At 45.5% G+C, this 20,086-nt stretch carries 23 protein-coding genes; all 23 read right to left on the bottom strand.

Annotated elements, in window-relative coordinates; translation table 11 throughout:
• Entirely contained in the window at nucleotides 1-336 is a 336-nt protein-coding gene (locus tag MAHAU_RS02885) for a hypothetical protein (RefSeq protein ID WP_013780225.1), read from the bottom strand.
• Entirely contained in the window at nucleotides 326-1,300 is a 975-nt protein-coding gene (locus MAHAU_RS02880) for an XkdQ/YqbQ family protein (protein ID WP_013780224.1), read from the bottom strand. The genes MAHAU_RS02885 and MAHAU_RS02880 overlap by 11 nt, the downstream gene beginning before the upstream one ends.
• A complete protein-coding gene (locus MAHAU_RS02875) occupies nucleotides 1,297-1,932 on the bottom strand; it encodes a LysM peptidoglycan-binding domain-containing protein (RefSeq protein WP_013780223.1) in 636 nt (211 codons plus the stop codon). Before MAHAU_RS02875 ends, MAHAU_RS02880 begins: the two co-directional genes overlap by 4 nt.
• A gap of 70 nt (nucleotides 1,933-2,002) precedes the next feature.
• Nucleotides 2,003-3,280 carry a DUF4190 domain-containing protein gene (locus tag MAHAU_RS14860; RefSeq protein WP_013780222.1) on the bottom strand — a complete coding sequence of 426 codons (1,278 nt, stop codon included), beginning with the start codon at nucleotides 3,278-3,280 and terminating at the stop codon, nucleotides 2,003-2,005.
• Between the two features lie 70 nt (nucleotides 3,281-3,350).
• The gene (locus tag MAHAU_RS14855; RefSeq protein ID WP_013780221.1) at nucleotides 3,351-6,728 is read right to left on the bottom strand and encodes a tape measure protein; all 3,378 of its coding nucleotides are present in this window, start codon (nucleotides 6,726-6,728) and stop codon (nucleotides 3,351-3,353) included.
• On the bottom strand, nucleotides 6,718-6,876 hold the full coding sequence (locus MAHAU_RS15700) for a hypothetical protein (RefSeq protein ID WP_013780220.1): 159 nt from the start codon (nucleotides 6,874-6,876) through the stop codon (nucleotides 6,718-6,720). Before MAHAU_RS15700 ends, MAHAU_RS14855 begins: the two co-directional genes overlap by 11 nt.
• A 17-nt stretch (nucleotides 6,877-6,893) precedes the next feature.
• A complete protein-coding gene (locus tag MAHAU_RS02860) occupies nucleotides 6,894-7,319 on the bottom strand; it encodes a phage tail assembly chaperone (RefSeq protein WP_013780219.1) in 426 nt (141 codons plus the stop codon).
• A 3-nt stretch (nucleotides 7,320-7,322) separates the two neighbouring features.
• Complete coding sequence (locus MAHAU_RS02855) at nucleotides 7,323-7,742, bottom strand: phage tail tube protein (protein WP_013780218.1); 420 nt, start codon at nucleotides 7,740-7,742, stop codon at nucleotides 7,323-7,325.
• Nucleotides 7,743-7,755: 13 nt separating this feature from the next.
• A complete protein-coding gene (locus tag MAHAU_RS02850) occupies nucleotides 7,756-9,207 on the bottom strand; it encodes a phage tail sheath family protein (RefSeq protein ID WP_013780217.1) in 1,452 nt (483 codons plus the stop codon).
• A complete protein-coding gene (locus MAHAU_RS02845; protein ID WP_013780216.1) occupies nucleotides 9,207-9,434 on the bottom strand; it encodes a YqzN/YkzM domain-containing protein in 228 nt (75 codons plus the stop codon). The genes MAHAU_RS02850 and MAHAU_RS02845 overlap by 1 nt, the downstream gene beginning before the upstream one ends.
• 4 nt (nucleotides 9,435-9,438) lie before the next feature.
• A complete protein-coding gene (locus tag MAHAU_RS02840) occupies nucleotides 9,439-10,269 on the bottom strand; it encodes a hypothetical protein (protein ID WP_013780215.1) in 831 nt (276 codons plus the stop codon).
• A gap of 2 nt (nucleotides 10,270-10,271) precedes the next feature.
• Nucleotides 10,272-10,598, bottom strand: coding sequence for a hypothetical protein (locus MAHAU_RS02835; RefSeq protein ID WP_013780214.1), 327 nt, complete (start codon nucleotides 10,596-10,598; stop codon nucleotides 10,272-10,274).
• Between the two features lies 1 nt (nucleotide 10,599).
• The gene (locus MAHAU_RS02830) at nucleotides 10,600-10,980 is read right to left on the bottom strand and encodes a hypothetical protein (RefSeq protein ID WP_013780213.1); all 381 of its coding nucleotides are present in this window, start codon (nucleotides 10,978-10,980) and stop codon (nucleotides 10,600-10,602) included.
• Nucleotides 10,981-10,982: 2 nt separating this feature from the next.
• Entirely contained in the window at nucleotides 10,983-11,327 is a 345-nt protein-coding gene (locus tag MAHAU_RS02825; RefSeq protein ID WP_013780212.1) for a hypothetical protein, read from the bottom strand.
• Between the two features lie 177 nt (nucleotides 11,328-11,504).
• The gene (locus MAHAU_RS02820; protein ID WP_013780210.1) at nucleotides 11,505-12,548 is read right to left on the bottom strand and encodes a phage major capsid protein; all 1,044 of its coding nucleotides are present in this window, start codon (nucleotides 12,546-12,548) and stop codon (nucleotides 11,505-11,507) included.
• A 19-nt stretch (nucleotides 12,549-12,567) separates the two neighbouring features.
• Nucleotides 12,568-12,951, bottom strand: a complete 384-nt coding sequence (locus MAHAU_RS02815) for a DUF2190 family protein (protein ID WP_013780209.1) — start codon at nucleotides 12,949-12,951, stop codon at nucleotides 12,568-12,570.
• A 14-nt stretch (nucleotides 12,952-12,965) separates the two neighbouring features.
• Complete coding sequence (locus MAHAU_RS02810) at nucleotides 12,966-13,151, bottom strand: hypothetical protein (protein WP_013780208.1); 186 nt, start codon at nucleotides 13,149-13,151, stop codon at nucleotides 12,966-12,968.
• The gene (locus tag MAHAU_RS02805) at nucleotides 13,148-14,596 is read right to left on the bottom strand and encodes a hypothetical protein (protein ID WP_013780207.1); all 1,449 of its coding nucleotides are present in this window, start codon (nucleotides 14,594-14,596) and stop codon (nucleotides 13,148-13,150) included. Before MAHAU_RS02805 ends, MAHAU_RS02810 begins: the two co-directional genes overlap by 4 nt.
• A 13-nt stretch (nucleotides 14,597-14,609) precedes the next feature.
• Nucleotides 14,610-14,834, bottom strand: a complete 225-nt coding sequence (locus MAHAU_RS02800) for a hypothetical protein (RefSeq protein ID WP_013780206.1) — start codon at nucleotides 14,832-14,834, stop codon at nucleotides 14,610-14,612.
• A complete protein-coding gene (locus MAHAU_RS15300) occupies nucleotides 14,835-16,514 on the bottom strand; it encodes a toxin glutamine deamidase domain-containing protein (protein ID WP_013780205.1) in 1,680 nt (559 codons plus the stop codon).
• Between the two features lie 3 nt (nucleotides 16,515-16,517).
• Nucleotides 16,518-18,029, bottom strand: coding sequence for a phage portal protein (locus MAHAU_RS02785; protein WP_013780204.1), 1,512 nt, complete (start codon nucleotides 18,027-18,029; stop codon nucleotides 16,518-16,520).
• The gene (locus tag MAHAU_RS02780; protein WP_013780203.1) at nucleotides 18,022-19,407 is read right to left on the bottom strand and encodes a DEAD/DEAH box helicase family protein; all 1,386 of its coding nucleotides are present in this window, start codon (nucleotides 19,405-19,407) and stop codon (nucleotides 18,022-18,024) included. Before MAHAU_RS02780 ends, MAHAU_RS02785 begins: the two co-directional genes overlap by 8 nt.
• Complete coding sequence (locus MAHAU_RS02775) at nucleotides 19,400-19,912, bottom strand: terminase small subunit (protein WP_013780202.1); 513 nt, start codon at nucleotides 19,910-19,912, stop codon at nucleotides 19,400-19,402. Before MAHAU_RS02775 ends, MAHAU_RS02780 begins: the two co-directional genes overlap by 8 nt.
• Nucleotides 19,913-20,086 lie beyond the last annotated feature (174 nt).

Raw genomic sequence — 20,086 nt, 5'->3', positions numbered from 1 at the left:
TCACACCACCTTCGCTATTACTACAAAGTCCGTACCGCCATTTACCGGCACTGCCATAACTCTGTCGCCTTCGTTTATCGGCTGCATTTGTTCTGGCGTTTCAATCATGTGCGTATGGCTATCCGCGCCAGCTGCTTCTGTCATAAATGTTGTTGGGAATATAAGATATTCTGCTACAAGGTAATCTTGTATCTCATATTTAAATCTGTCCAATTTAAGCCCGCTGGATGTAATTGTGCCTAGTTCGGCAGATATAACCGATGTCGCAGCTGTTATACCTTTTCTTGATCTATCGTCTATGAGCCTAGCTATTTCTTTATATGGATTATTTGGCATAATATTTTTTCTTCACCCCTATCGCCGGCATGATCTCCATATTCATCATCCCCGGTTCCCCGAGGGCATGTTCAACTGATGCAACTATCAAATCTCTGCCGTCAAACTTTACTTTATCGCCCGCCCGTATAGTATTTATATCAATTCCACTGTACGAAAACGTTGCCGTAAGTCCTGACAGTAACTTCTCACCGGCTGTTTTGGCTTGACTAGCATTCTTAATTTGACTATCACTATGCACCTTCTGGATAGTACCGTATTTTGCCGTATCTCCTGTTACCACCGCCAATACGGGCGATAGCTTCTTATCATTATCGCTGTTACCGACGACCTTCACTTTTGTTACCATGCCTTCCATCGTCGTGGTGTAATCAACACTTTCAAATGTTTCTAACAGCCAAACGGTAGAATTATTCCCTATAGGCACCAATTCCAGCTTGCCGCCTGCCATACGCGGTATATACATACCCCCGCCTTTGTCTACAGTTTCGATGAGCGCATCGCGCATAATACTGTACAGGTTTTTACCGCCTCTGAATATTTGTTTTGCCAGTTTAATCTTTGTATCTGCAATGCTTCCTAGTGGGATACTCCAGTCGCCCGCTATTTTTCTTATTATGCTGCTAGCCGTCATTCCTGCGTTAAACAGATATTCATCTTCGCTTTCGGCCATGTATTTTATACGCTCGTACGCTGTTATGCTGCACTCGTGAGCTCCGCCATATCTATCATTTACATCCCATATAATCCCGTCGAATAGCGTTGCCATCCCAGAGCCGTTGGTAGGCGTACCTTTCAGCACTATCGGTGTCGGCGGTTTCATATCCGGCAATCCAGCTACATAACTTACAGTTGCCTTAAACCGCATGGCAATATCATCAATGGCGTCGGATAAGCTTAAGCTGCCTTCCTGCAATACGCTAGTTATATCGTATTTGCCACCTACTATCACTTGATAACTCATGCCGGCATTACCAGCCTTTGCCCAGGATAAATACGATTCGGGTTTGACCCGATGGTCTTTTTGTTCTCGGGTATGTTATATATAGCAGTCCACTTGCTGCCACTGCCAAGCTGTGTCTTTGCGATCTTCCATAAGCTATCGCCTGATTTTACGACGTATATCTTAGGAACTGGCTTTGTATCCGGCCTCTTTTTAGCTGGTGCTTTGGAGATTGCAACGGTACGCACCTTAACATCCTGCCACGACCTAAACGCAATGTCAAAGTATATGTCCCCGACTTCTCCACCTTTTGTGCTCCAACTCAACGTTGATATGATTACCAGCGTATTTATAGGTGTATCGGTTATTAACAGCCGCAACGGTTTCCCAGCTTTGCGCCATGCATCCAGTTTGTTTATAGCTTCAACTGGTTTAGGTACGTTTGTATACTGGCAATAAGTATCATATTGCAAAGGCAAAAAAGAAGAGAACGATATGTTCGTTCTCTTTTCACCTTGTGGGAAATCTATTTCGCCTAGCTGATATATCTCTACCGTTTCTATGTCTTTTTCGCTTTGCACCTGCATCTCTTCCGGGTTAACCGGAAAACGGAATGTTTCATTGTTAGCGGTGTTAATTAAGTAAAAATCCATAAAACCACCTGCCTAAAATTAAAGCTTTGTAAAAAATTAAACAAACTGCAAAATTCGTTTATTAAAGATGTTATTCCGTAAAAGGCTTAATCCGCAAAGTACGCATATACTCTGTTCCAAACATCTCAAAGCTCGCTGATCCAATCTGTGTCGATAACACAGTGCCGGGCTTAATTGCCTTTTTTGCGTTGTCTTCAACCCATTGCTTGGCCTTTTCCGGATCCGCACCATCATAAGGGATGGTGGCACAATACCCAAAGTATCCCTCGGCTAAAGAATTTATAGTGTCTGCATCGATTAATCCGATGACAGGAGAAGCGTCAATCATGAAATCAACCCATTTGATATTCAATGGCGAATCCTCAAATATGGTACATGTCAAAATTGCCCCTGTATCAGGATCTAATGCTTCACCGTTATCTTGCGCAAATTCTTCCCCTATTTTTGGGCCTGTAAATTGAAGTCCCCATGTTTGTTCCAGGTTAACCTTAATATCGCCAGACATAAGACCAGGAATATATATATTTTCTTCGTTGCTTTCAGTTTCTTGATCAGGCTGCGAAACTGCTTGTTCGTTTTCTCCCGAACTTTGTTCTTGAGCTGGTGAAGGATTGGCTTGTTTGTCAAAAGCCTTCCCTATTACGACCAATTGAGTCGTCTCCCCTCCTAGCTCATTTTCTACATTAAGATGGCCTACAGCAAAACCGTACACAGTTACATATTCGCCAGCTGTCAGATCGCCTATATTATTTAAGTGTATGTAACTGATGGGAGCCTTCGCTGCATCATCAGAATGAAATACAATTTCGCCGCATTGATCGCCTTCATTAAAAAAGGCTGCAGCACGGCTGCCAGGCGAGTAATCTTGGACAACCGCAACCGTGCCGCTAAATTTTAAGACTTTCCCATAATATTTCAACAGTTCTTTCGTAGCCAATCCAGAATCAACAGTAATAGCATCCTGCCGTAATTGTTCCGCTGTCATGTTCTTGAGCAGCTCTACGGCTGTGGCAACGTTCCCATTGGTTTCAAAATTAAGGTCGAGCATATGCCACACCGGCGTTTGCTCTAACTGCCCTGTCGCTCCTTGGTATGCGCCTGAAACTGAGTTAACAGTCGTAGCTAATAAGAAAATCACAGATAATATCGTGCCAGCAAGCGCGATGCCCCTTCTATTGCCTTTAAGGCTGTTTACTCCGCAAATTAGGCCTATAATTGTTACAGGGAACCCGATTATCGGAATTATCCATGCTATAATACCTATTAAGCCTAAGATTAACGATAGCATAGCGTGGTCTTTTTTAGGTTTAATAGAATCTTCAGGTACTGGTTGTTGTAACTCATCCATTTTATTCAACCTCCGATATAAAGAATTATTTGCTATTATAATATCATATCAGAGGTGAAAAACAATAACATTAAGAAGCTTTATTCTCTAAAACTTCCGTTAGCTGCTGCGCAACTGCGTCGGCTGCCATGCTTGCTACTTTTTGTATGTCTCCAATACCGTTGACGCTAACTGTTCCGATTAGCCCATTCATATATATATTTACCACCGAGCCAGATTGGTTTGTTGTAGCTGCTACGGGTACTGATGTATATCCGCCTTCGGCATATCCCTCAACGCCAAGATGCCTGCCGGTTTCCTGCCAAAGCTTTAACCCTCTGTTTCTGCGAGCCCTGGACAACGGTATTATTGCTTCCGGTCCTTCTTCGGATACCATAGCCAAATGTGGCTTGGTTGTTATGGCACCCGTCGCGTGCCCCGGTATTCCATACAGTCGGCTAGTTTGAATATTCATTCGGCTGATCTCGGCCACTTTCGCCGTTATGTTCCTTCCACCTGCAATAGTGTTCAAAATCCAACGCACTATTGGACTAGATTGACTGTATGCCGCATACACTCCGCTCGTTACGCCGCTCCCAAGATTGTATCCAGCAGCAAATGATGGGTCAGTAAGCCTGGCAGCTGTAATATCTGCAATATTTACAACATTATTCATCGTATCGTTTACAGCGCTTGCCATACTGTCCATGCCGCTTTTAGCGAGATCGGAAGAAACTGTTGCAGATTCTCCCACTTTACCATATCCGCCTGCCAATTCGGTTGATACGCCGTATAAGCGCTGCATTTGATTATTCATCTTGTCGGTGTCCGCTTTTGCCACTTGCGCTTGTTTGCTATAATCTTTTACTGCGTCAACTACCGGCCATTTTATCCCTGCCTGTGATTCAAATTGTTTTACTATATCTTCGCTCCAATTGCCTAGATTTCTCGCCTGCGCTACGTCGAATTCGCTAGACCACGGGTTCCAGATGAATTTGCCGCTTGGGGTTCTGCCTTTTCCATACCCCATTAAGCTAGCCCATTGCTCGAACTGCTGCCGGTATTCTAATCTTTGTTCTCCTATACTAGCTCCCTTGTCGGGCAGCTCTCGCGCTGCTGCTTTCTCTGCTGCATTCTGCTGTGTTATGCCTGTTATCCACGAAAGCGCTTTATCAAGGAACCCCATTGTTTGTGGTGTTTTAGTTGATAACCTATGCTCTGTATACCTGCTCACCAGTTCCGACAATCCCAATGCTAACATTGGTATATCCAGCCCTTTAAGCAAATTGCTGACGTTAAAGCCGGCGGCTGCTGCCGGTGCAGTCTCTTTCATTATTCCAAAACTTTTAAATATCGAAGATATCGGTCCAGCGCCTGTCCCCCTAGCAAGCTGGTACGCTGCTGTGTAGTTTTTGAATAGTCCGCCTAAACCTGCCGCCGCTCCCCCTGCCGCTGCTGTACCGCCTGCAGTTGCGCTCTTCCCGGCTGTTGCAATACTCTTGCCTACGTTTGCTGCTGCCTTTTTAGGGACATGTTTAAATATCCATCCAAAAAACTTGAATACGCCAAGCTTATTAAGAATTACGCCTATTATGGTATCTCGTATGACGGCGCCTGCGAAATTCTCCCACGATGGTTCTTTAACGACCTGTAAATTTTTATTTATCAGCTCTTTTAGTATAGCCCCGAAATCAAAATTATCGGTAAAACCTTTAATGAACGATTCTGCTGCTGTGGTCCCTGCCTCGACAAACGGATTAGTATTTACTTCTGGATTAGACATGGGCGTATGCAGCATCTCGCCAGTGTCTACTTTTTGTACTCCGGCAAATGTCATTAACGCGGCGCCCATAGCAGACCCCAAACCACTGCCAAGCTTTCCGCCCCATTCTGTAATCAGCCCCTTGCCATTAGTCTCATACCAGCTGTCGAACTCGCCTTTTATCGTATCCCATACAAATGTTACCTTGCCTTTAAAGTCTAACTTCATAAAATCTTCATTGCTAAAGAAGTTTGTATCAAGCCACTTGAACGTACTTTCCAGTTTCTTCAGTACCCATTCGCTAGCTTCTCCGGCTATTTTCTCCAGCTTGTTGCCCCATTCTTCTATTTTCTTTTCATTCTTGCCGAACCAATCCACTAAGCTTTGCAGCCGAGGCTCCACAGCTCTCCGTATGCCGTCGCCCCATTTTAGCAACACATTCATATTGAACGTATCTTTTATTGTAGACCAAAGCCCCTTGAGGGACCTTGACTGCTTATCCATTAAGCCGCCGAAACGTTTATCCATACCGCGTAGCACAGCATCAATTACTTTGCCGGATGCTACACCTTCCTTACCGATATTCGCTATCTGTTCGCTGGTCAGCCCTAGTTCTTCTTGCAATATCTCGTTTACAGGCACTCCAAGCTCTTGCAGCTGCATCAGCTCTTCGGTCTGAACGCGGCCTTTCGCCTGCATTTGGCCAAGAGCCCTGGTCATTCTTTGTATGCCTTCGCTGCCTGCCCCAAGCCCTGCAGCCGTATCGCCTACAGTTTCAAGCATCGGCATTATCCTTTTGGTGCTGAACCCAAAAGCCAGCATTAGCTTTGCATTCTCCTGCAATTCAGGGAATTCAAACGGCGTCTTAGCTGCAAAATCCTGCATCTCTTTCAAGAAACTCTGTGCTTTTTCTGCACTGCCGAGCATGGTATCGAAAGCTATACGGGTCTGCTCCATGTCACCTGCTAGCCCCAGCGGTTTTACGATTCCACCTGCAATCGCACCGGCAGCGCCGGCACCAACTCCGAGCATAGCAAGTGGCGATGTGATAAGGCGCCCCACCGAGCCGAGCATATTCTTAACAGTATTCAGAGCACCGCCTGCAACTCTTACCGTTATGCTCCAAGCCTTAGAACTTAGCGACCTTAAGCCTCTGTCTATATATCTTATACTGCTCGTCGCCATATCCCATATCCGCACCTTAGGTCTGACGGTCATTCTGTCAACGTTGCGCATCATGCTTTGAGCCCTTGACAGCTGAGAGAACAGCTCGCCTTTAAGATCTGCTACAGGACCGGCTTTGGCATCGCCCAGATCTGCTACTGCCTTTTTAGCACGTACAAGCTCATCGGCAAGCGGCCCCTTCATTTCAGCCACTACTTTCGCATCTTTGCGGTTTATAGCGTCAATCATGGCATTAACTCGCGTTACAACGTTCGTAACCCTGTCTTGGGCAGCTATAACGGGGGAGGCATGAGCGGCATCCAGTTTCTTGATGAGCCTGTCGGCCTTTACAGCGCTGGCGGTTAATTTATCGCGCACCTGTATCATTGGTTCTATCTTTTTGTTGCCAAGCCCCTGTGCCATTTTGTCCATGCGATTTATCGACTGCTTAAACTTCTGCTCAAACTTGTTTACGTTTGATACCGCTGTCCCATCTTGTACATCTATTACTATTTCTTCCCTGTACAATTCACTATCTGCCACTCTTGCCCGCCTCCTTCATCTGCTTTTCTTCCGATTCGATTTGCAGCATCATACTAGCCAACATAAATTTGCGAGCGCCGTCCGGCTTGCCCCAGAATTCATCCGGTGTTATCCCGGTACGCTGGAATATCTGGTGAATTAGGGCCAACTTTGGACGCTCTTTGATTAGTTTTTTATTTCTTCGATTTCCTCGACGCCTTCGTCGAACCCGCACAACTCATATACGATGTTCGACAACTGATCCAGTTCGCCTGGGAGGAATATGTTTTTCAATACTTCTTCAGGCCCGCTTGCCTTGTACTTGTTTAGCAGCGCTTCATCCTTGAAATTCGGTTTAGCTGCGCATGCCGCTATAAGCGCTAACGCAAAATTCTCACTGTCGAATTCTTTTGTATCCGGCCCGCCTCTTTTGCCTCTTATAGTGTACGTGTATTTATTTCGGAGCGCTGCCAACTGCTTTTCGGATATGCCTTGCAACACAACCGGAATGCCTAACCGCTTTATAAAAACAGTCCTTTGCGGGATAGGCGCTTCGTCGGCGTTAAGCAGTTTTTCTAATATCTGTGCATCCGTCATGTCTTCGTATCCCATACGTTACACCTCTACTATTGGGTCAAGCAGTTCCGGGTCATCATCATATACAAACTGCACCTCTTCGGTTACCTGCTCTCCTGATGTCCAATTAGCCCATTGTCTCTGACTTACCCTGCACGAGCGGAACCGGACACGTTCGTATCCGTACGCCTCAGGGTCTGCCAGCTTCGATATGATTTCAAACCTGGAGTTATGAGGCATCTGCAGCATCCGGCTGGTTACCTTAAAACCGCTTAACGTTCCCGTGCCTTCAATCGGCCCGGTTTTATGCTGCGTTCTGACCTTGCCAGCCACATTAAATGTGATTAAGTTGTAGTTGTCGGTTGCTTCAAGATGATTGAAATTCGCGAACAACTCGCCGTCAATATACACCTCGCCATAGCTGCCTAATATCGTTCTATCTGGTTCGAGATATGCCATTTGTTACGCCTCCTTACCTAACAATAAACGTGGAGTAGATTTTCTCCATGCTGTCCGTTATAGCCGCTTCCCAATACAGATATACCTCATCCGGCGCCGCTATTGGAGGTTCTCCATGATACTGCGGGTCTATCTGCACTGTAAAGTCCGGCATAATAACATCGTCCGCCGCTAATTTCTCCATGTATTGCTTGCATGCGGAAATCAACGCCACTTTACCGTCATCATTATTGGTTACCTTGCCGATATAGCTGTCGCGTGCAGCCTTGAGCAGATCATCATTGATAGCATCCATTACGCGGATGGCTCTGATTTTCTTCCACTGGTTATTCTGATCTTCGCTTAACGACGTCAGCGTGTTTATACCTTGCTCAATTATAACTTTCTCACCGTCGTTGACTAATACAAGCGACCCCGCTTGGAGTGACGCTATAACCTCGCTGTTGGTAAGTTTCTTTGTAACGTCTTCAAATGGCGTTACATGGTAGGTTATGCTTTCATTTAGCTTCTGTCCGGCAATTAACCCAGCTATATACGGAGCTATTTCAGCACTGGAATAAGATATTCCGTCAAGCATGCCGCCAACGGTCACGTTTACTATAGCTTCATGATTGAAACCGGCAGACCGCGCATTCCCAGCAGCTACGTCTTGGTCATCATCTGCAGAACCGCCCACGACTGCTAATGCTTTCTTGCCGTCGTTACGCACCCTGTCAACCCATTCCTTGATAGATGCTTGCAATGAACTATCGCTTATTCCGTCAAGCGTTAATACGTTAAACGTTATGCCCTCAAACTCTGTTAGGGCATTAGTATAATCAGTATTAGTTATACCAGATATGCCTGAGTTGCCACCAGCGAAGGGCTGCGAAGATACCAGCGCTAGCGATCCATTACCAGCCGCTACTTTTGCGGCTGTTATCCATTTGTTACCCGCATCATTGTTTATTGCCGCCACTGCATTATCGGCTACAGATGCGCCTTTGTCGAATGTAAACACATACAATAACACAGTATCTTCATGCAGAACTATATCGTATTTATTTGCGTCTACCACATTCTCCCTGACCGTTACTTTAAAAGGTCTGTCCGTTTCATATTTTGTGGTAAGCGTCAGTACATTGGCCGGAGTAGCGGCGGTATCTTTGAGCGTTATTGACGCTTTGGCTGCCGATGCATCAGCCAACCTGTACCCCAATACTTTCCGTGGAGCACCTAATAACGCGAACCGTATTTCAGTATACGCTGTAGCTCCGTTAGCGGCGCTTGCCGTGTATGCGTCAACCAATTCCTTTTCGTTTGTTATCTCAACAAACTGACGTACAGGCCCCCAGTTTGCCTTAACCGGCATGACTACTATGCCACGCGGCCCGCCGCCTATTTGTGCTGTGGCCGCTGCCTGAAAATTGATATAAAAGCCCGGCCTTACCTTCGGCTCGCTAGCAGTCCAAGTTCCACCTGCCATTATTTATTACCTCCTTTTGGCTTACTTTTCAAAAATTTATTTATTGCCTCTTGTGCTTCCGTTTTGGTTAATTCGTCTTTTGCATTGCCATATAGCGCGCCAGCCGCCACCTCTGGGTTAACACCAAATATGGCTTTGGCACTTGCGACAAGCACGTTTTTAGGATATACGCTCTCTTGAACCGCTTCTCCGCTGTTCCCCTGAGCGGCTGTTTTTTTATCAGCCATATAATCACCTCCACTGTCCATTGGTTTGAACTTCTTGCATTAGTACTCCTGCTTCTTCAACTGGTTTTGCAATGCCTCGTAACGTAAGCCTGATCTGCCCCTGTCGGAATCCATCTACACGCAAATCCGAGCGCACGTCCAACACGGTTAAATGCCCGCCGTCACCGGATATTTTTACTGCGAGCTGTAATGCTTTTGCCAACTCAAACACCATTGCGTTTTGTTCTCCGTGAGCAGCGCTGACAACATGTCCGACTATATCGGCATACCGCCAGCTGTTGTGAGCATTGACTGCTTCGTATCGTTCGTTTGATATGCGCCACATTACAGCCGGTTTCTCATATCCGAGCGGCCATAGCTGTCTATACACATGCCAATCCGGATATTGGCTCCCAGTCCACGCGGCCAATGTTTCAATATAAGGATCGGGCGGCGTGCTGTCCACAATATCCACAGGCTGCAATGCTAATACTGCAAAACGAAGGCCTCTTGTGATAACATCCCAGTCCTCGTCCACATAGTCCTGCCCGACAGTACCAAGGTATTGGCATGAAAAAGCTTCGCCTGCTTGCGTATCGGTTATAAGCTGCTTGTCTAAAGACTCTACCACCTTGTCTGCTAGATCGTCTACCTTTTGGAACGTTGTTCTAGCCACGTACGGCCATACTTCAATAATGCGCCTGAATCCCGTCCACAAACTGTCCTCGCTATCCACGCCCTGCCTTATTATCAGATACGGCTTTTGCGTATCTGCGCCTGCGGCTTGCGGCTCGTAGCATCTGCCTTGGATATCGGGTATATCACTGATCAGTTTTTGTCTTATCGCTGCTCTCATATTTAATCGCTCCAATATTCGTGGACAGTATTGCGTATGCGGCTCATATGGGCATCAAACGTCGGCCTGATTATTGCATAGTTGCCTCCATGGGCTATCTCGAGCCATATGCCGTATTCAACGCCATGCGCCAGATATAGCACAAAATGGTTGTCGTATACCTCGACGCCTCCATTCAGCCCTTGCCTCGCATTCGCCGTCCGGTCTGTCCATGGTGCATTCTCCTTTGCGTAGCCTTCCAGCGTACCAGCCCAATCCTCCAGTAGGGCATATGAGCCCGCTATCTTTCGGTCTATTACTTCCTGTACGCGATCTGCCATCTCGCTCATGCTAGCTCACCTTCTCCAAGTCGGCTTGATATCCAGCTATTTGGCCTTGTACGTACTGTGGATACACAGCTTTGATGATGAAATGCCCTGCCGGTGCATCGAATTCATCCAATACGTTTGGACAGGCTTTAATATCAGCACTATAGCCAGCCAGCAGACCATAACTTTTGTCTATCTGTTTCGTACCGGCCAACGTGGATATATCCTGCGGGATACTAGTGCCAGCCTGAAATATCCGAACAGTGACAGGGCCAATATTGCTTATAACTTCTTCAAAATATCCGCCTGCGTCTATCTTTTCTGTACGTTTAATCGTAATTACGGTAGGATTTTGCTCTATAGCCCATGTAACGTGCTGTCTGCGAATATTGACCAAATCCATTTTTACAGCACCTCCGGCGGCATTATCTTAAGTATTATACTTCCGCCAGAGATTTTAGCCATGTCCGCATACTGCCGCGCCATAGTAAGAGCATGTTCAAGCTGGTCCTTAAGGCCTGTCATATCGTATCGCTCCTGCCCGACAGTATAACTTTCTATCTGCCCTTGCAACATGCCTGCTTTCATTGTCCAACCTGCCGCTGCAGCAGAATAGATGTTCGCCGCCTCCATGAGCAGTGTCTCAATGTCTGCGTCAAGAAAATTTGTGTCTTCTTCACTTCCGCCTGGTGGTATTGGCTCGTTTAGGAGCTTTCTTAACCTCGTTATCAGTTCCGGTGTTGACGTCACTTTCTATCACCGCCTTAAATTCTGGACAATTGTTCTCCATTGCTATTGTTTCTGTTGTCCATCTTCTCGCTGCCAACCTTGGGCTGCATCTCATAACCGGCAGCATTGAGAGATCTGCGCCGGGTACCCACGGGTACCAAGCGCAATTTTCACACTTTGACATAAAGATCACCCACCTTAACTGGGCAGTGTTAATTCTTCGACTGAGTTCGCCGGCGAAGCTACAACACCCCTGCGTGCCCTTGCTACTATGGCGTTTTCAATCAGTCTTGTTATATCGGCACCGCCTGCATCAATGCGCAGGTCATGTTTCACAAGTTCCCTGAAATATTTCTGCGGTTCGATAAGATACGCCTTATTCGGGTCAACACCTGGATAATTATATGACTTCTCACCTACTACTGTGCTCCACCCATCGTAGAATATGAGCGTGTCGATCTGGCTGATTGCCGGATACACCGTTCCGCCGATCTGCAGTCTCTGTAAGCATTCTTCTATATCCCATCTGCGTGAGCTGTGTGCCAATAACATTGTAGGCCTCCTGGGCGTGCCGGTATCTGTGTTCTTGTCCAAGCTGGCATGTATTAACCCCGCCTTAATCGTATTGCGCAGCTTCTCAAGCATCGTCGCGCCTGTAGTGTCAGCTGCTGTTCGGTTTTTAGCCGTATAAGCGTAGCTCAATATTGGGGACAGATGGACATGATTAAGCAACGCGTTGTATGCCTCGCCTAATGCCCTGTTTGCCTCTGCTATCTGCCATGTCTTATCATACTCAATCATGTCTTCCGTCCACTGTATCCCTGCTGCATATGTGATTATCGGGACAGTGTCCTTAGGCCCTATCTTTCTGGATCCGAACTTAACTTCTTCAAGCTCCATATGCTCTAAGAAAACCACTTGAGCATGTGTAAATGGTGCTATGTCGACGTATTCGGTAAAGTTCGGGTCGTTTACCGTACGATATATCGGAGCATATAGCAGCGGCACTGCCTCGCGGCCTAGTTCAAGGTCCATAACGGTTTTTTGTACAATACTGTCCAATCCAGCAGGCGTGGTTAACATTTCACCAACCGGCTTGGAAAACTCCAACGTCTCCATTTCGCCATTAACTATTTTTTTTGTTACACTCTTCATCTCGCCATCGATAAAATACGGTACGTTTTCTTCGATGGTCTTTTTGCGTCTTTCTTCTTTTATCGTGTCAACACTAACTATCTTCATCTAACCCACCTCCTGATTATTAAGCGTGTGCCTGGACTTGTGGCCCAAGTACAAACCATATAACGTTATTAGCATCTTTCGCCACTGTAACCCTGCCGACTGGCCTATTCTGTGGATTGCCACTTGCATCCGCATTGGCCTGCGTTGTTAACAGCTTCGTTGATGCGTTCCAATACACCTTATCGCCTTTGCTAAAGGCATCTGCAGTCGTAATCTGTGACGTCTCATATTCCGCCTGTTCTATATTCAATATAACAGGTGCAGTCTCTCCGGCGCCAGTCGTCACTGACTGTATTGCCATGCCAAAAAAGCCATCTAAAACGTAGAATTTACCCTGCTCTACAACAGTGCTTGCCGGTACTGTTACCCGTACAGACAGCCCGTCACTAACTTTTCTTCCCATATTTTACTACCTCCTTAAGGCAAAATTTTAACCGCTTGATTAGCGGTCATTTGATATTGTGTTATTATCTGCGGTCCATCTTTCTGTTGTGGCCTATTTGAGACTATGCCTTGACGTGATACCATCTTTGTTTCAAACGTACCATCGCTTTTCTGGCTTACGTAAGTTCGCGTCTGCGGGTTGTATCTAACTATACTCATATTGCCACCTTCCTAGTTATAAGCATAGCGTTAGGCTTTGAACCATCACTGGTTATGCCTATGCCAGCCGGTTTGTCTGTGTGCAGCTTGCTAAACGTATCTTTTAACGCTTCGTCTTTAAGCAGCGCGTCTATTTCTCCGACTATCTGTTCCTTAGTCGCATCATCGGCAACATGCAGCATTTTCTTGACTAAACCCTGCGTCATTTCCCCGGTAACTTTTTCTGCGATTGCTTCATTGATGAGTTTTTCATGTTTTGCTTTTGCCTTCTCGTCCAGCGCCTTTCTGGCTTCTCCAGCTGCTTCGATTATATCCATCTCGCCTGACACCGCCAATACCTCTTTTACTTTGCCCAGCGTCTGTTTAGCAGCCAACGCCTCTTTGATTTCTTCAACCTCGTTGGCCAAGTCCTGGGTTGTAAAGCCCATCTCGCCTACTACCTGACTTAATGTCACATCCTTGTTTGCTAGTGCCTGTTTAAGTTGAGTTACTAATTCTCTCCAGTTCATTTTTACACCTCCGTTAATAATTTCATCCATTTCCCCAACAGCAATAACCGCTGTGGGCATGCCTGCCCTTCCAAGCGGTGTCCAATCAATGCTTAAGGGTTGATAATCTACTACCTGAGTTTCGCCCATGCTTTGTTGTAGTTTCGGAATGCCGAATATGCTTACAGTCCTGACCACATTGGACTTTATCCAGCGCTTTAAGTCTTCTGCTGATTTGTCAATTACGCCTCTAAAATATGCCTTGTTGGTTATTGGATCCCACTTCGCACCTACCCAATGAGTAACCGGCGGTGGAAATTCATGATCCACATCTTCTGGCTTCTGATGCCCTAAAAACCCCGGAAGACCTTGAGACATAACCTCGCCTACAATGGCTTTTAACGCTTCGGGTTTATAGTTCCAGCCTCTTTTGCTTTTCCCAGCCGGTATCTCTACTACTACTTCAAGTGGATCCTGATCTCCAGCCTTTAGAGTATCAAGGTTAGCCCATGATGCAAGAGGCACATCGTTAATGCTTATTTCACCTGATATTGTGGCTTGCACTTGGCCAATCTCACCAGAGACTAATGTCGCAGGTATAGGCATCTCAAGTTCTTTATAATGCCTTAGCAAATGCTGCCTTGCTTCCGCTGCTTGTTGAGGCGTTAAATTTGGTTCGCTCCTGGCGCCGGATAATGCTGCCACTGCAGCTATAAGCCCGGCACGATTTAAAACCACTGTTCCATCTTCTCTTACTTCATGGTGTGGCCCCCAGCAGTCAGCTTCTGTTAAGTTATCATCCACCGATGCTTTTACTACTGCATAAACTTCTCTCACGGCTTCTGCCACACCTGCAGCCTTATCAGCTATGCCTTGCTTAAGTATTCTCCATATTTGGCCTTTATCTACATTACTCCATGCTGTATTAGAAACGGACTCTGATATCGTAAACTTCAAGCTCTCACCTCCTTTACTCTTCTGTTTCCATTTCATCTAAAATTTCAAATGCCTCTTCTACTGTAGACATCCTTATTTCGTCGCCTTTCACCAATATAGCTAGCGGCGGACCCACATAATGTACCTCATTTCCTTGGAATACCGGTTCATAAACATCGTAACTTCTCCATTCGCCGTTATATATTACATCATAATACCCTTTGCTTTTAGCAAACTGTACTATAGCAGCTTTGTCCATTTATTTTGCTCCCTCCAGTACCCTATTCACAACGTCTAAATTAAATTCCTTATCGTCAATCCTCATGATCTTTGGCCTTGTAGGCATTTTAACGCCTTGTACTGTTTGGACATATTTAATTTGTTGCAAATACCTTCCAACAATATCGCCTGAATAAGTTTTTCCACATTGTGGGTCATATATACGTAATAAATTATTTTCATCTCTATCCAGACTCACTATATGACCCATTCTTGACTTCCCTTTCCAACTAAACTGCAACGTATACCGCTTATCTTTCTCCACATTCTCTTCGAGAAATTTTAAAAACTTTTTAGCTGTGTCTATTTTGTCATCGTATATATATTCCGGATGTTTCCCGGTTACTGGATCAATCCATGCCAAATTAGTATGTGTTGCCAGCTCATCCATTATATCATCTGCTCCATATGGCCTTGCCATAACATCATAGCCTCGTAGTCTTGCTTCGTAAGATACAACGCAGGATTGGCAATTCGATTTATACGCTTCGTTCAATTCATAATTAGGATTTGGCCTGCCTTTGTCAGCTTCATCTCTCGTCATCGGTTTGCCACGTTTTATACCAGCTATTTCATCTGGTGTAAAATCTTTCGTCTTTCCTGCCGCAACAGATTTACCTGTTTTTGCTCCAACTTTATATATATCATTATACCACTTCTCAATATCAGGCTCACTATCAGGGACATTAACCCATTGTTTTAGCCTTTTAACAAAATCCTCCGGTTGTTCATGTACTGGTACCAAAACACACAAGTCATTAGGATGTGCTGGATAAATTGGCTCTTCACCTGGAGGATATACTCCAGGCCCTAACCCCCAGCCATCTGCTGTAGCAAGCGTATCGCATATGTCCTCCAATGGATGCGCTTTGCTTAATATCCATTTCATCCCCTTATAGCTTGGTGTGACTCTGGCCGCTGATATCGTGCCTTCTCCAAACGCTGCCGTTGTTTCTGTTCTCGCTAAACGCAATGCCTCATATGATATGTCCTTAGGTATTCTTCCCTTCATTCGTTTCATCATGTTGGGATATTCAGCAGCTAATGTGTTTGCACCACCTCGAACGTATCTTTCCAACATTCTGGCGGTTTTGACTGCATCTTGGCCTGTTGCAACCGATTCCTGTATGAGATCGCGGATTGTGTCTCTGGATTTTCCACTAGTTTCCCATATGCGATCTGATAGCTTCATCCCGTTTTTTGTCCTTGCCCATATTGCCTCAACTGCTTGTGTATTAACTCTGCCGAATAATTTCTGCATACCGGCCTCAGTGATAATATTATCCACTCCGGCTTGTTTAACCAAATCAAATAACACTGCTTTTGAGTATCCGCTCCCAGCCGCCGCCGATTTTTGCGTGTATTCTTCCATTTTCGTTGTGAGATCGCCGGCTATTCTTTCAGCCTCTTGCCGAAGTGAAACTTCAAGCTCCTGCAGATGCCGTTTATATAAATAACCTGAACCTTTAGCATTGTAGGAACGTATCTGTTCTGCTACCCTGTCAGCAGACCTGATATAAAGATTGCGTATCTCTATATCCTGGCGCAATCTCAAATCTACATATTGCTTTCTCGCCTCCAGTGCCCATTTGCCATAATCACCGGCTGTATCTTGTATCTCTTTGACAATTCTTCTCGCATTCTCTCCCGACAGGCTCATTTATTACACCTGCCTATTTATTATATTGTCTATTACATTCTTTTCATCTTGTAATAATTGTCCATCTTCCAGCCTCGCCTGCATTATCCTGTCTTGTATTATCCTCTCGCGTTCACCCGGTATTTCGGGATCATCGCTGATAAAGTCATGCATCGTCGTAATGTAGTTCTTGAGAAAATCAGTCGCTGCCTGGATGCTTATAAATCCTCCCTGGATTGCTGTGTTAAGAGCCTGCGATACCGAATTCAGCTCTTCGGCTACATCTTTACCATCTCTCGGATCTATATCGTCCCATTCGAGTGTTGTTGCATATGTTGAGAATTTCTTACCTTCAGCCTGGGCAGTCATGGCCAATACGATTCGAGCCAATCTCTGCCATGCCTCGGTAAAGTGTTCCCTCTTCCTTGCAATCCTACGCACCAATATAGGCATCTGTTCTTTGACGGACGAAAGACTGCTTGGCGTATGAACACCAAAAGAGAATTCCGGTGTTTCCGAAGTATCAACGATGCAATAAAAAAGGAGCTGCAATAAATCCTTCGCATCTCCTATAGCCGAATTAACCTCTATAAATCCAGCGTCTTCTTCATCTTGGAATATTAAAAGTTCGTGGCCGTCAAGGTTGATTGTTCCTCCTTTTGCTGCAAAGTCTGCCGGATCTGTAATGCCAAAATTATTTGCTAAAAATCGTGAAACATCTTTAAGCTTAAGCTTCAGTCGTGGCGTTGAATGCATCTTGCTACCCTGCATAGCGTGTAGCATGACGTCATGATACGCTTTTAAGAACGGTTCGACCGGTTCCAGATCCGATTGACCAAACTCCCTTGTTTCGTCTCCCTCATTCTTAAAATGAACGATAGGAATGAATCCCCAAGGATTTTTTTCTTCACCTGGCTGCACATCTGGTGGCATATCTCCGGTTATCTGCACTAATCGCCGTTCTTTGCTGATATGCTGTGTAACGATGCATCGACGAGTATTGTCATTCTCATCTAACCATATATGTTCAGCCTTAAGCACATATTCAAGTACTAACCCAGTAATCGGGCTCCTTATTATTTGTACCACCTGTTCTGGAGGAATAATATTAAAATTAAGCCTCGTTTTTGCTTCAGGATATAAGGCTGCCTCCCCTGTTTCTTCCCTCGTAACCCACACAAAACAGTCTCCATCCCGCATAGCATTACGGTGCACCTGCTGCATACGGCTAACATTGTCGCCAAAAAAATCATCCAACACGGCCTGCGCATCCTCATCTTCGCTGCGGAACTGCGGCACGCCCATGAAAGCCACAGCAGTATTGATTATCGGCTTTGCAAACCCGGCGCCAAGCTTATATGCATCATTTGTATTGTTATACAGTTCTCTTGCCTTGTTGTAATCTACTCGGCTTGAATCCAGCTTGTACGCTGTCGTGTAAGTCCCAGTGTATAATCTCCAACCAGTAAAGCTGAATAAATCTCTTAATTTTGATATTTCACCTGTAGCCCAATTAAGCCACCTGGGTTTAGCCATATATCCTCACACCCTTTAATATGTTTATAGCTGCTGGGTCATAATTGCCCGCAGTAGCTTTTGCATATGCCAAAACCACCGCATCGGCACGGTCAGGCGACATCAGTCCTCGCCTCTTCATTTCATCCTTGCTTTCTAATGCAATCTTGCCTTTGCTTGTAATGCGATATTTCCTTGTCGTTAACTGACCGATGAGGTCTTCGTCATTAATCAATTCTGCTTGCTCATCTTGTAACAAATCTCGTAAATAAGCCCAAGCTTCAGTGCCCCAATTCTCGTAGTGCTCTTTATCTTCCGGCGCTCCTCCGTTGTGGCAATCAATTACATCTATATAAAGCTTTTCTTCCCTCACAACTTCGCGGCACCGGTCCGTAACACCGCCGCCGACGCCATCATCATCAATTTTTATGGTGCATTTTGGCTTGCCGCATTCTTTCATAAGGTCCTTCGCTAGCGCTATGGCATAACCTGCCGTAGTCATTGTATCCTGTTTGGTGTATGCTTTGAGATATACCAACTTTAATCCTGCTCTTGCAGCTAATACCGTTTCATCATCACCGAATCTTGCGACATCCACACCTATTTCTAAAACGCCATCAGGCTCCACATCTCGCATTGTGGCCGCCTCCACAATATCCAGCGATATAAATGTATCAGGTTCGGCTTTGGGGAACTCGCCGAGGACACGGACACGATATACATCGCTATCCTCATGGTATTTTCGTTTCAGCCTCTCCGCATATTCTAGCGTAACCCTTTGGCTATCAAGGCATGATACTTTTCTTGTCCAATATAAGGACCTGTCTTTGAAAAATGCATCATGGAATACACCGCTGTTCTTGGTCGGATTGCCGCACATCAGCAGCTTTGCGTCTGACGTTGTAAGCGCACCTTCTATGGTCTCAAATATGTTATCAGCAATACCAGAGGCCTCATCTATAATAAAAAGCAGGTGTTCTTCATGGAACCCCGCCATATTCTCTGGTTTATTACTCGTTCTGGCTGTTGCAAACCAACGCCCCGGATATTGCTTTTGGACAATTCTTGTTTTCTGCCACTCGAAGTATGGTTTTAAGGCCGGCGCTCTCTCAAGCCATTTCGACGCTTCCGCCCATAGTATGTCATGCAGTTGTTCTCTTGTTGGCGCTGTACATGGTATCTTTGGATATGGCCTTGTGAATAAAAACCATAGAAGTGCCCATGCTTCAAGCGCTGTCTTGCCGACGCCATGGCCTGACCTTACAGCTACTCTTGGGTTATCCGCCAGAGCCTGCAGTGTTTCTGCCTGCCAATCATCCGGCTCAGCATGAAGTACATTTCTGACAAATAGCACAGGCCTTTTAATGTATTGAACCATTCCCTGGACTAACTCATCCATTTTTATCCTCTGCTTTTTGCCCCCACGCTTGTTTCAAAATATCTGCTAAGTTTATATCAAGGTTTACATCGACTTTATCCTTAAACATACCGAGGTGCTTGCCCAAGAGCTCTAATGCCTTGAGTTTGTCATACATCCTAACCTCTCGTTCCACGATCTCGCCTGTTTCGGTAGGCACCATTTTAGCCTTTACGCTGGCGATGGCTGCGGTATCTTCTCGGTTAGCGTCGTCGCGGACCATGGCATCATCCATATTGATAACATCGGCTGCATTGACAAATGCAATTTTCGCAAGTTCACAGATAATTCTGTCTTGACTAACACCAGTTCTTTTTGACCGTTCGGCAAGTGCTTTTTCTATTGCTTTAGAAATGCTAACATTTGCTAACAACCTTGCACCTTGTTCATTAGCTGTATTAACTGAATATCCCGCCCGAATCGCGGCTTGTGTTGCATTCAAATCGATTAAGTATTCTTCAACAAACCGTTGTTGCTTCTTAGTCATTATCACCACCTCGCTTATAATCACATATGTATAGCAATGGCCCGCGGCATAGAGGAGGGAATGCCACGGGCCGATATAATCGTATGGCCGCTCATGGATAGAACCCATGGCGGCCGCATCGTGAAAGGGAGTATCGTTAAAGGGGGATCAATACGTTTCCTCACAATACTATTA

The organism is Mahella australiensis 50-1 BON (assembly GCF_000213255.1).
GTDB lineage: Bacteria > Bacillota > Clostridia > Mahellales > Mahellaceae > Mahella > Mahella australiensis.
This window is presented reverse-complemented; position numbering and strand designations above follow the sequence as displayed.

Excerpts from the sequence above, each read along its gene's own strand:
- MAHAU_RS02800 (WP_013780206.1), bottom strand. The coding sequence starts at position 14,834 with ATGGACAAAGCTGCTATAGTACAGTTTGCTAAAAGCAAAGGGTATTAT.
- MAHAU_RS02775 (WP_013780202.1), bottom strand. The coding sequence starts at position 19,912 with ATGACTAAGAAGCAACAACGGTTTGTTGAAGAATACTTAATCGATTTG.
- MAHAU_RS02840 (WP_013780215.1), bottom strand. The coding sequence starts at position 10,269 with ATGAGAGCAGCGATAAGACAAAAACTGATCAGTGATATACCCGATATC.
- MAHAU_RS02880 (WP_013780224.1), bottom strand. The coding sequence starts at position 1,300 with ATGAGTTATCAAGTGATAGTAGGTGGCAAATACGATATAACTAGCGTA.
- MAHAU_RS02815 (WP_013780209.1), bottom strand. The coding sequence starts at position 12,951 with ATGGGAAGAAAAGTTAGTGACGGGCTGTCTGTACGGGTAACAGTACCG.
- MAHAU_RS02830 (WP_013780213.1), bottom strand. The coding sequence starts at position 10,980 with ATGGATTTGGTCAATATTCGCAGACAGCACGTTACATGGGCTATAGAG.
- MAHAU_RS02850 (WP_013780217.1), bottom strand. The coding sequence starts at position 9,207 with ATGGCAGGTGGAACTTGGACTGCTAGCGAGCCGAAGGTAAGGCCGGGC.
- MAHAU_RS02860 (WP_013780219.1), bottom strand. The coding sequence starts at position 7,319 with ATGGGATACGAAGACATGACGGATGCACAGATATTAGAAAAACTGCTT.
- MAHAU_RS15300 (WP_013780205.1), bottom strand. The coding sequence starts at position 16,514 with ATGAGCCTGTCGGGAGAGAATGCGAGAAGAATTGTCAAAGAGATACAA.
- MAHAU_RS02835 (WP_013780214.1), bottom strand. The coding sequence starts at position 10,598 with ATGAGCGAGATGGCAGATCGCGTACAGGAAGTAATAGACCGAAAGATA.
- MAHAU_RS02885 (WP_013780225.1), bottom strand. The coding sequence starts at position 336 with ATGCCAAATAATCCATATAAAGAAATAGCTAGGCTCATAGACGATAGA.
- MAHAU_RS14860 (WP_013780222.1), bottom strand. The coding sequence starts at position 3,280 with ATGGATGAGTTACAACAACCAGTACCTGAAGATTCTATTAAACCTAAA.
- MAHAU_RS02845 (WP_013780216.1), bottom strand. The coding sequence starts at position 9,434 with ATGGCTGATAAAAAAACAGCCGCTCAGGGGAACAGCGGAGAAGCGGTT.
- MAHAU_RS02785 (WP_013780204.1), bottom strand. The coding sequence starts at position 18,029 with ATGGCTAAACCCAGGTGGCTTAATTGGGCTACAGGTGAAATATCAAAA.
- MAHAU_RS02780 (WP_013780203.1), bottom strand. The coding sequence starts at position 19,407 with ATGGATGAGTTAGTCCAGGGAATGGTTCAATACATTAAAAGGCCTGTG.
- MAHAU_RS02820 (WP_013780210.1), bottom strand. The coding sequence starts at position 12,548 with ATGAAGATAGTTAGTGTTGACACGATAAAAGAAGAAAGACGCAAAAAG.
- MAHAU_RS02875 (WP_013780223.1), bottom strand. The coding sequence starts at position 1,932 with ATGGATTTTTACTTAATTAACACCGCTAACAATGAAACATTCCGTTTT.
- MAHAU_RS02810 (WP_013780208.1), bottom strand. The coding sequence starts at position 13,151 with ATGAGTATAGTTAGATACAACCCGCAGACGCGAACTTACGTAAGCCAG.
- MAHAU_RS02855 (WP_013780218.1), bottom strand. The coding sequence starts at position 7,742 with ATGGCATATCTCGAACCAGATAGAACGATATTAGGCAGCTATGGCGAG.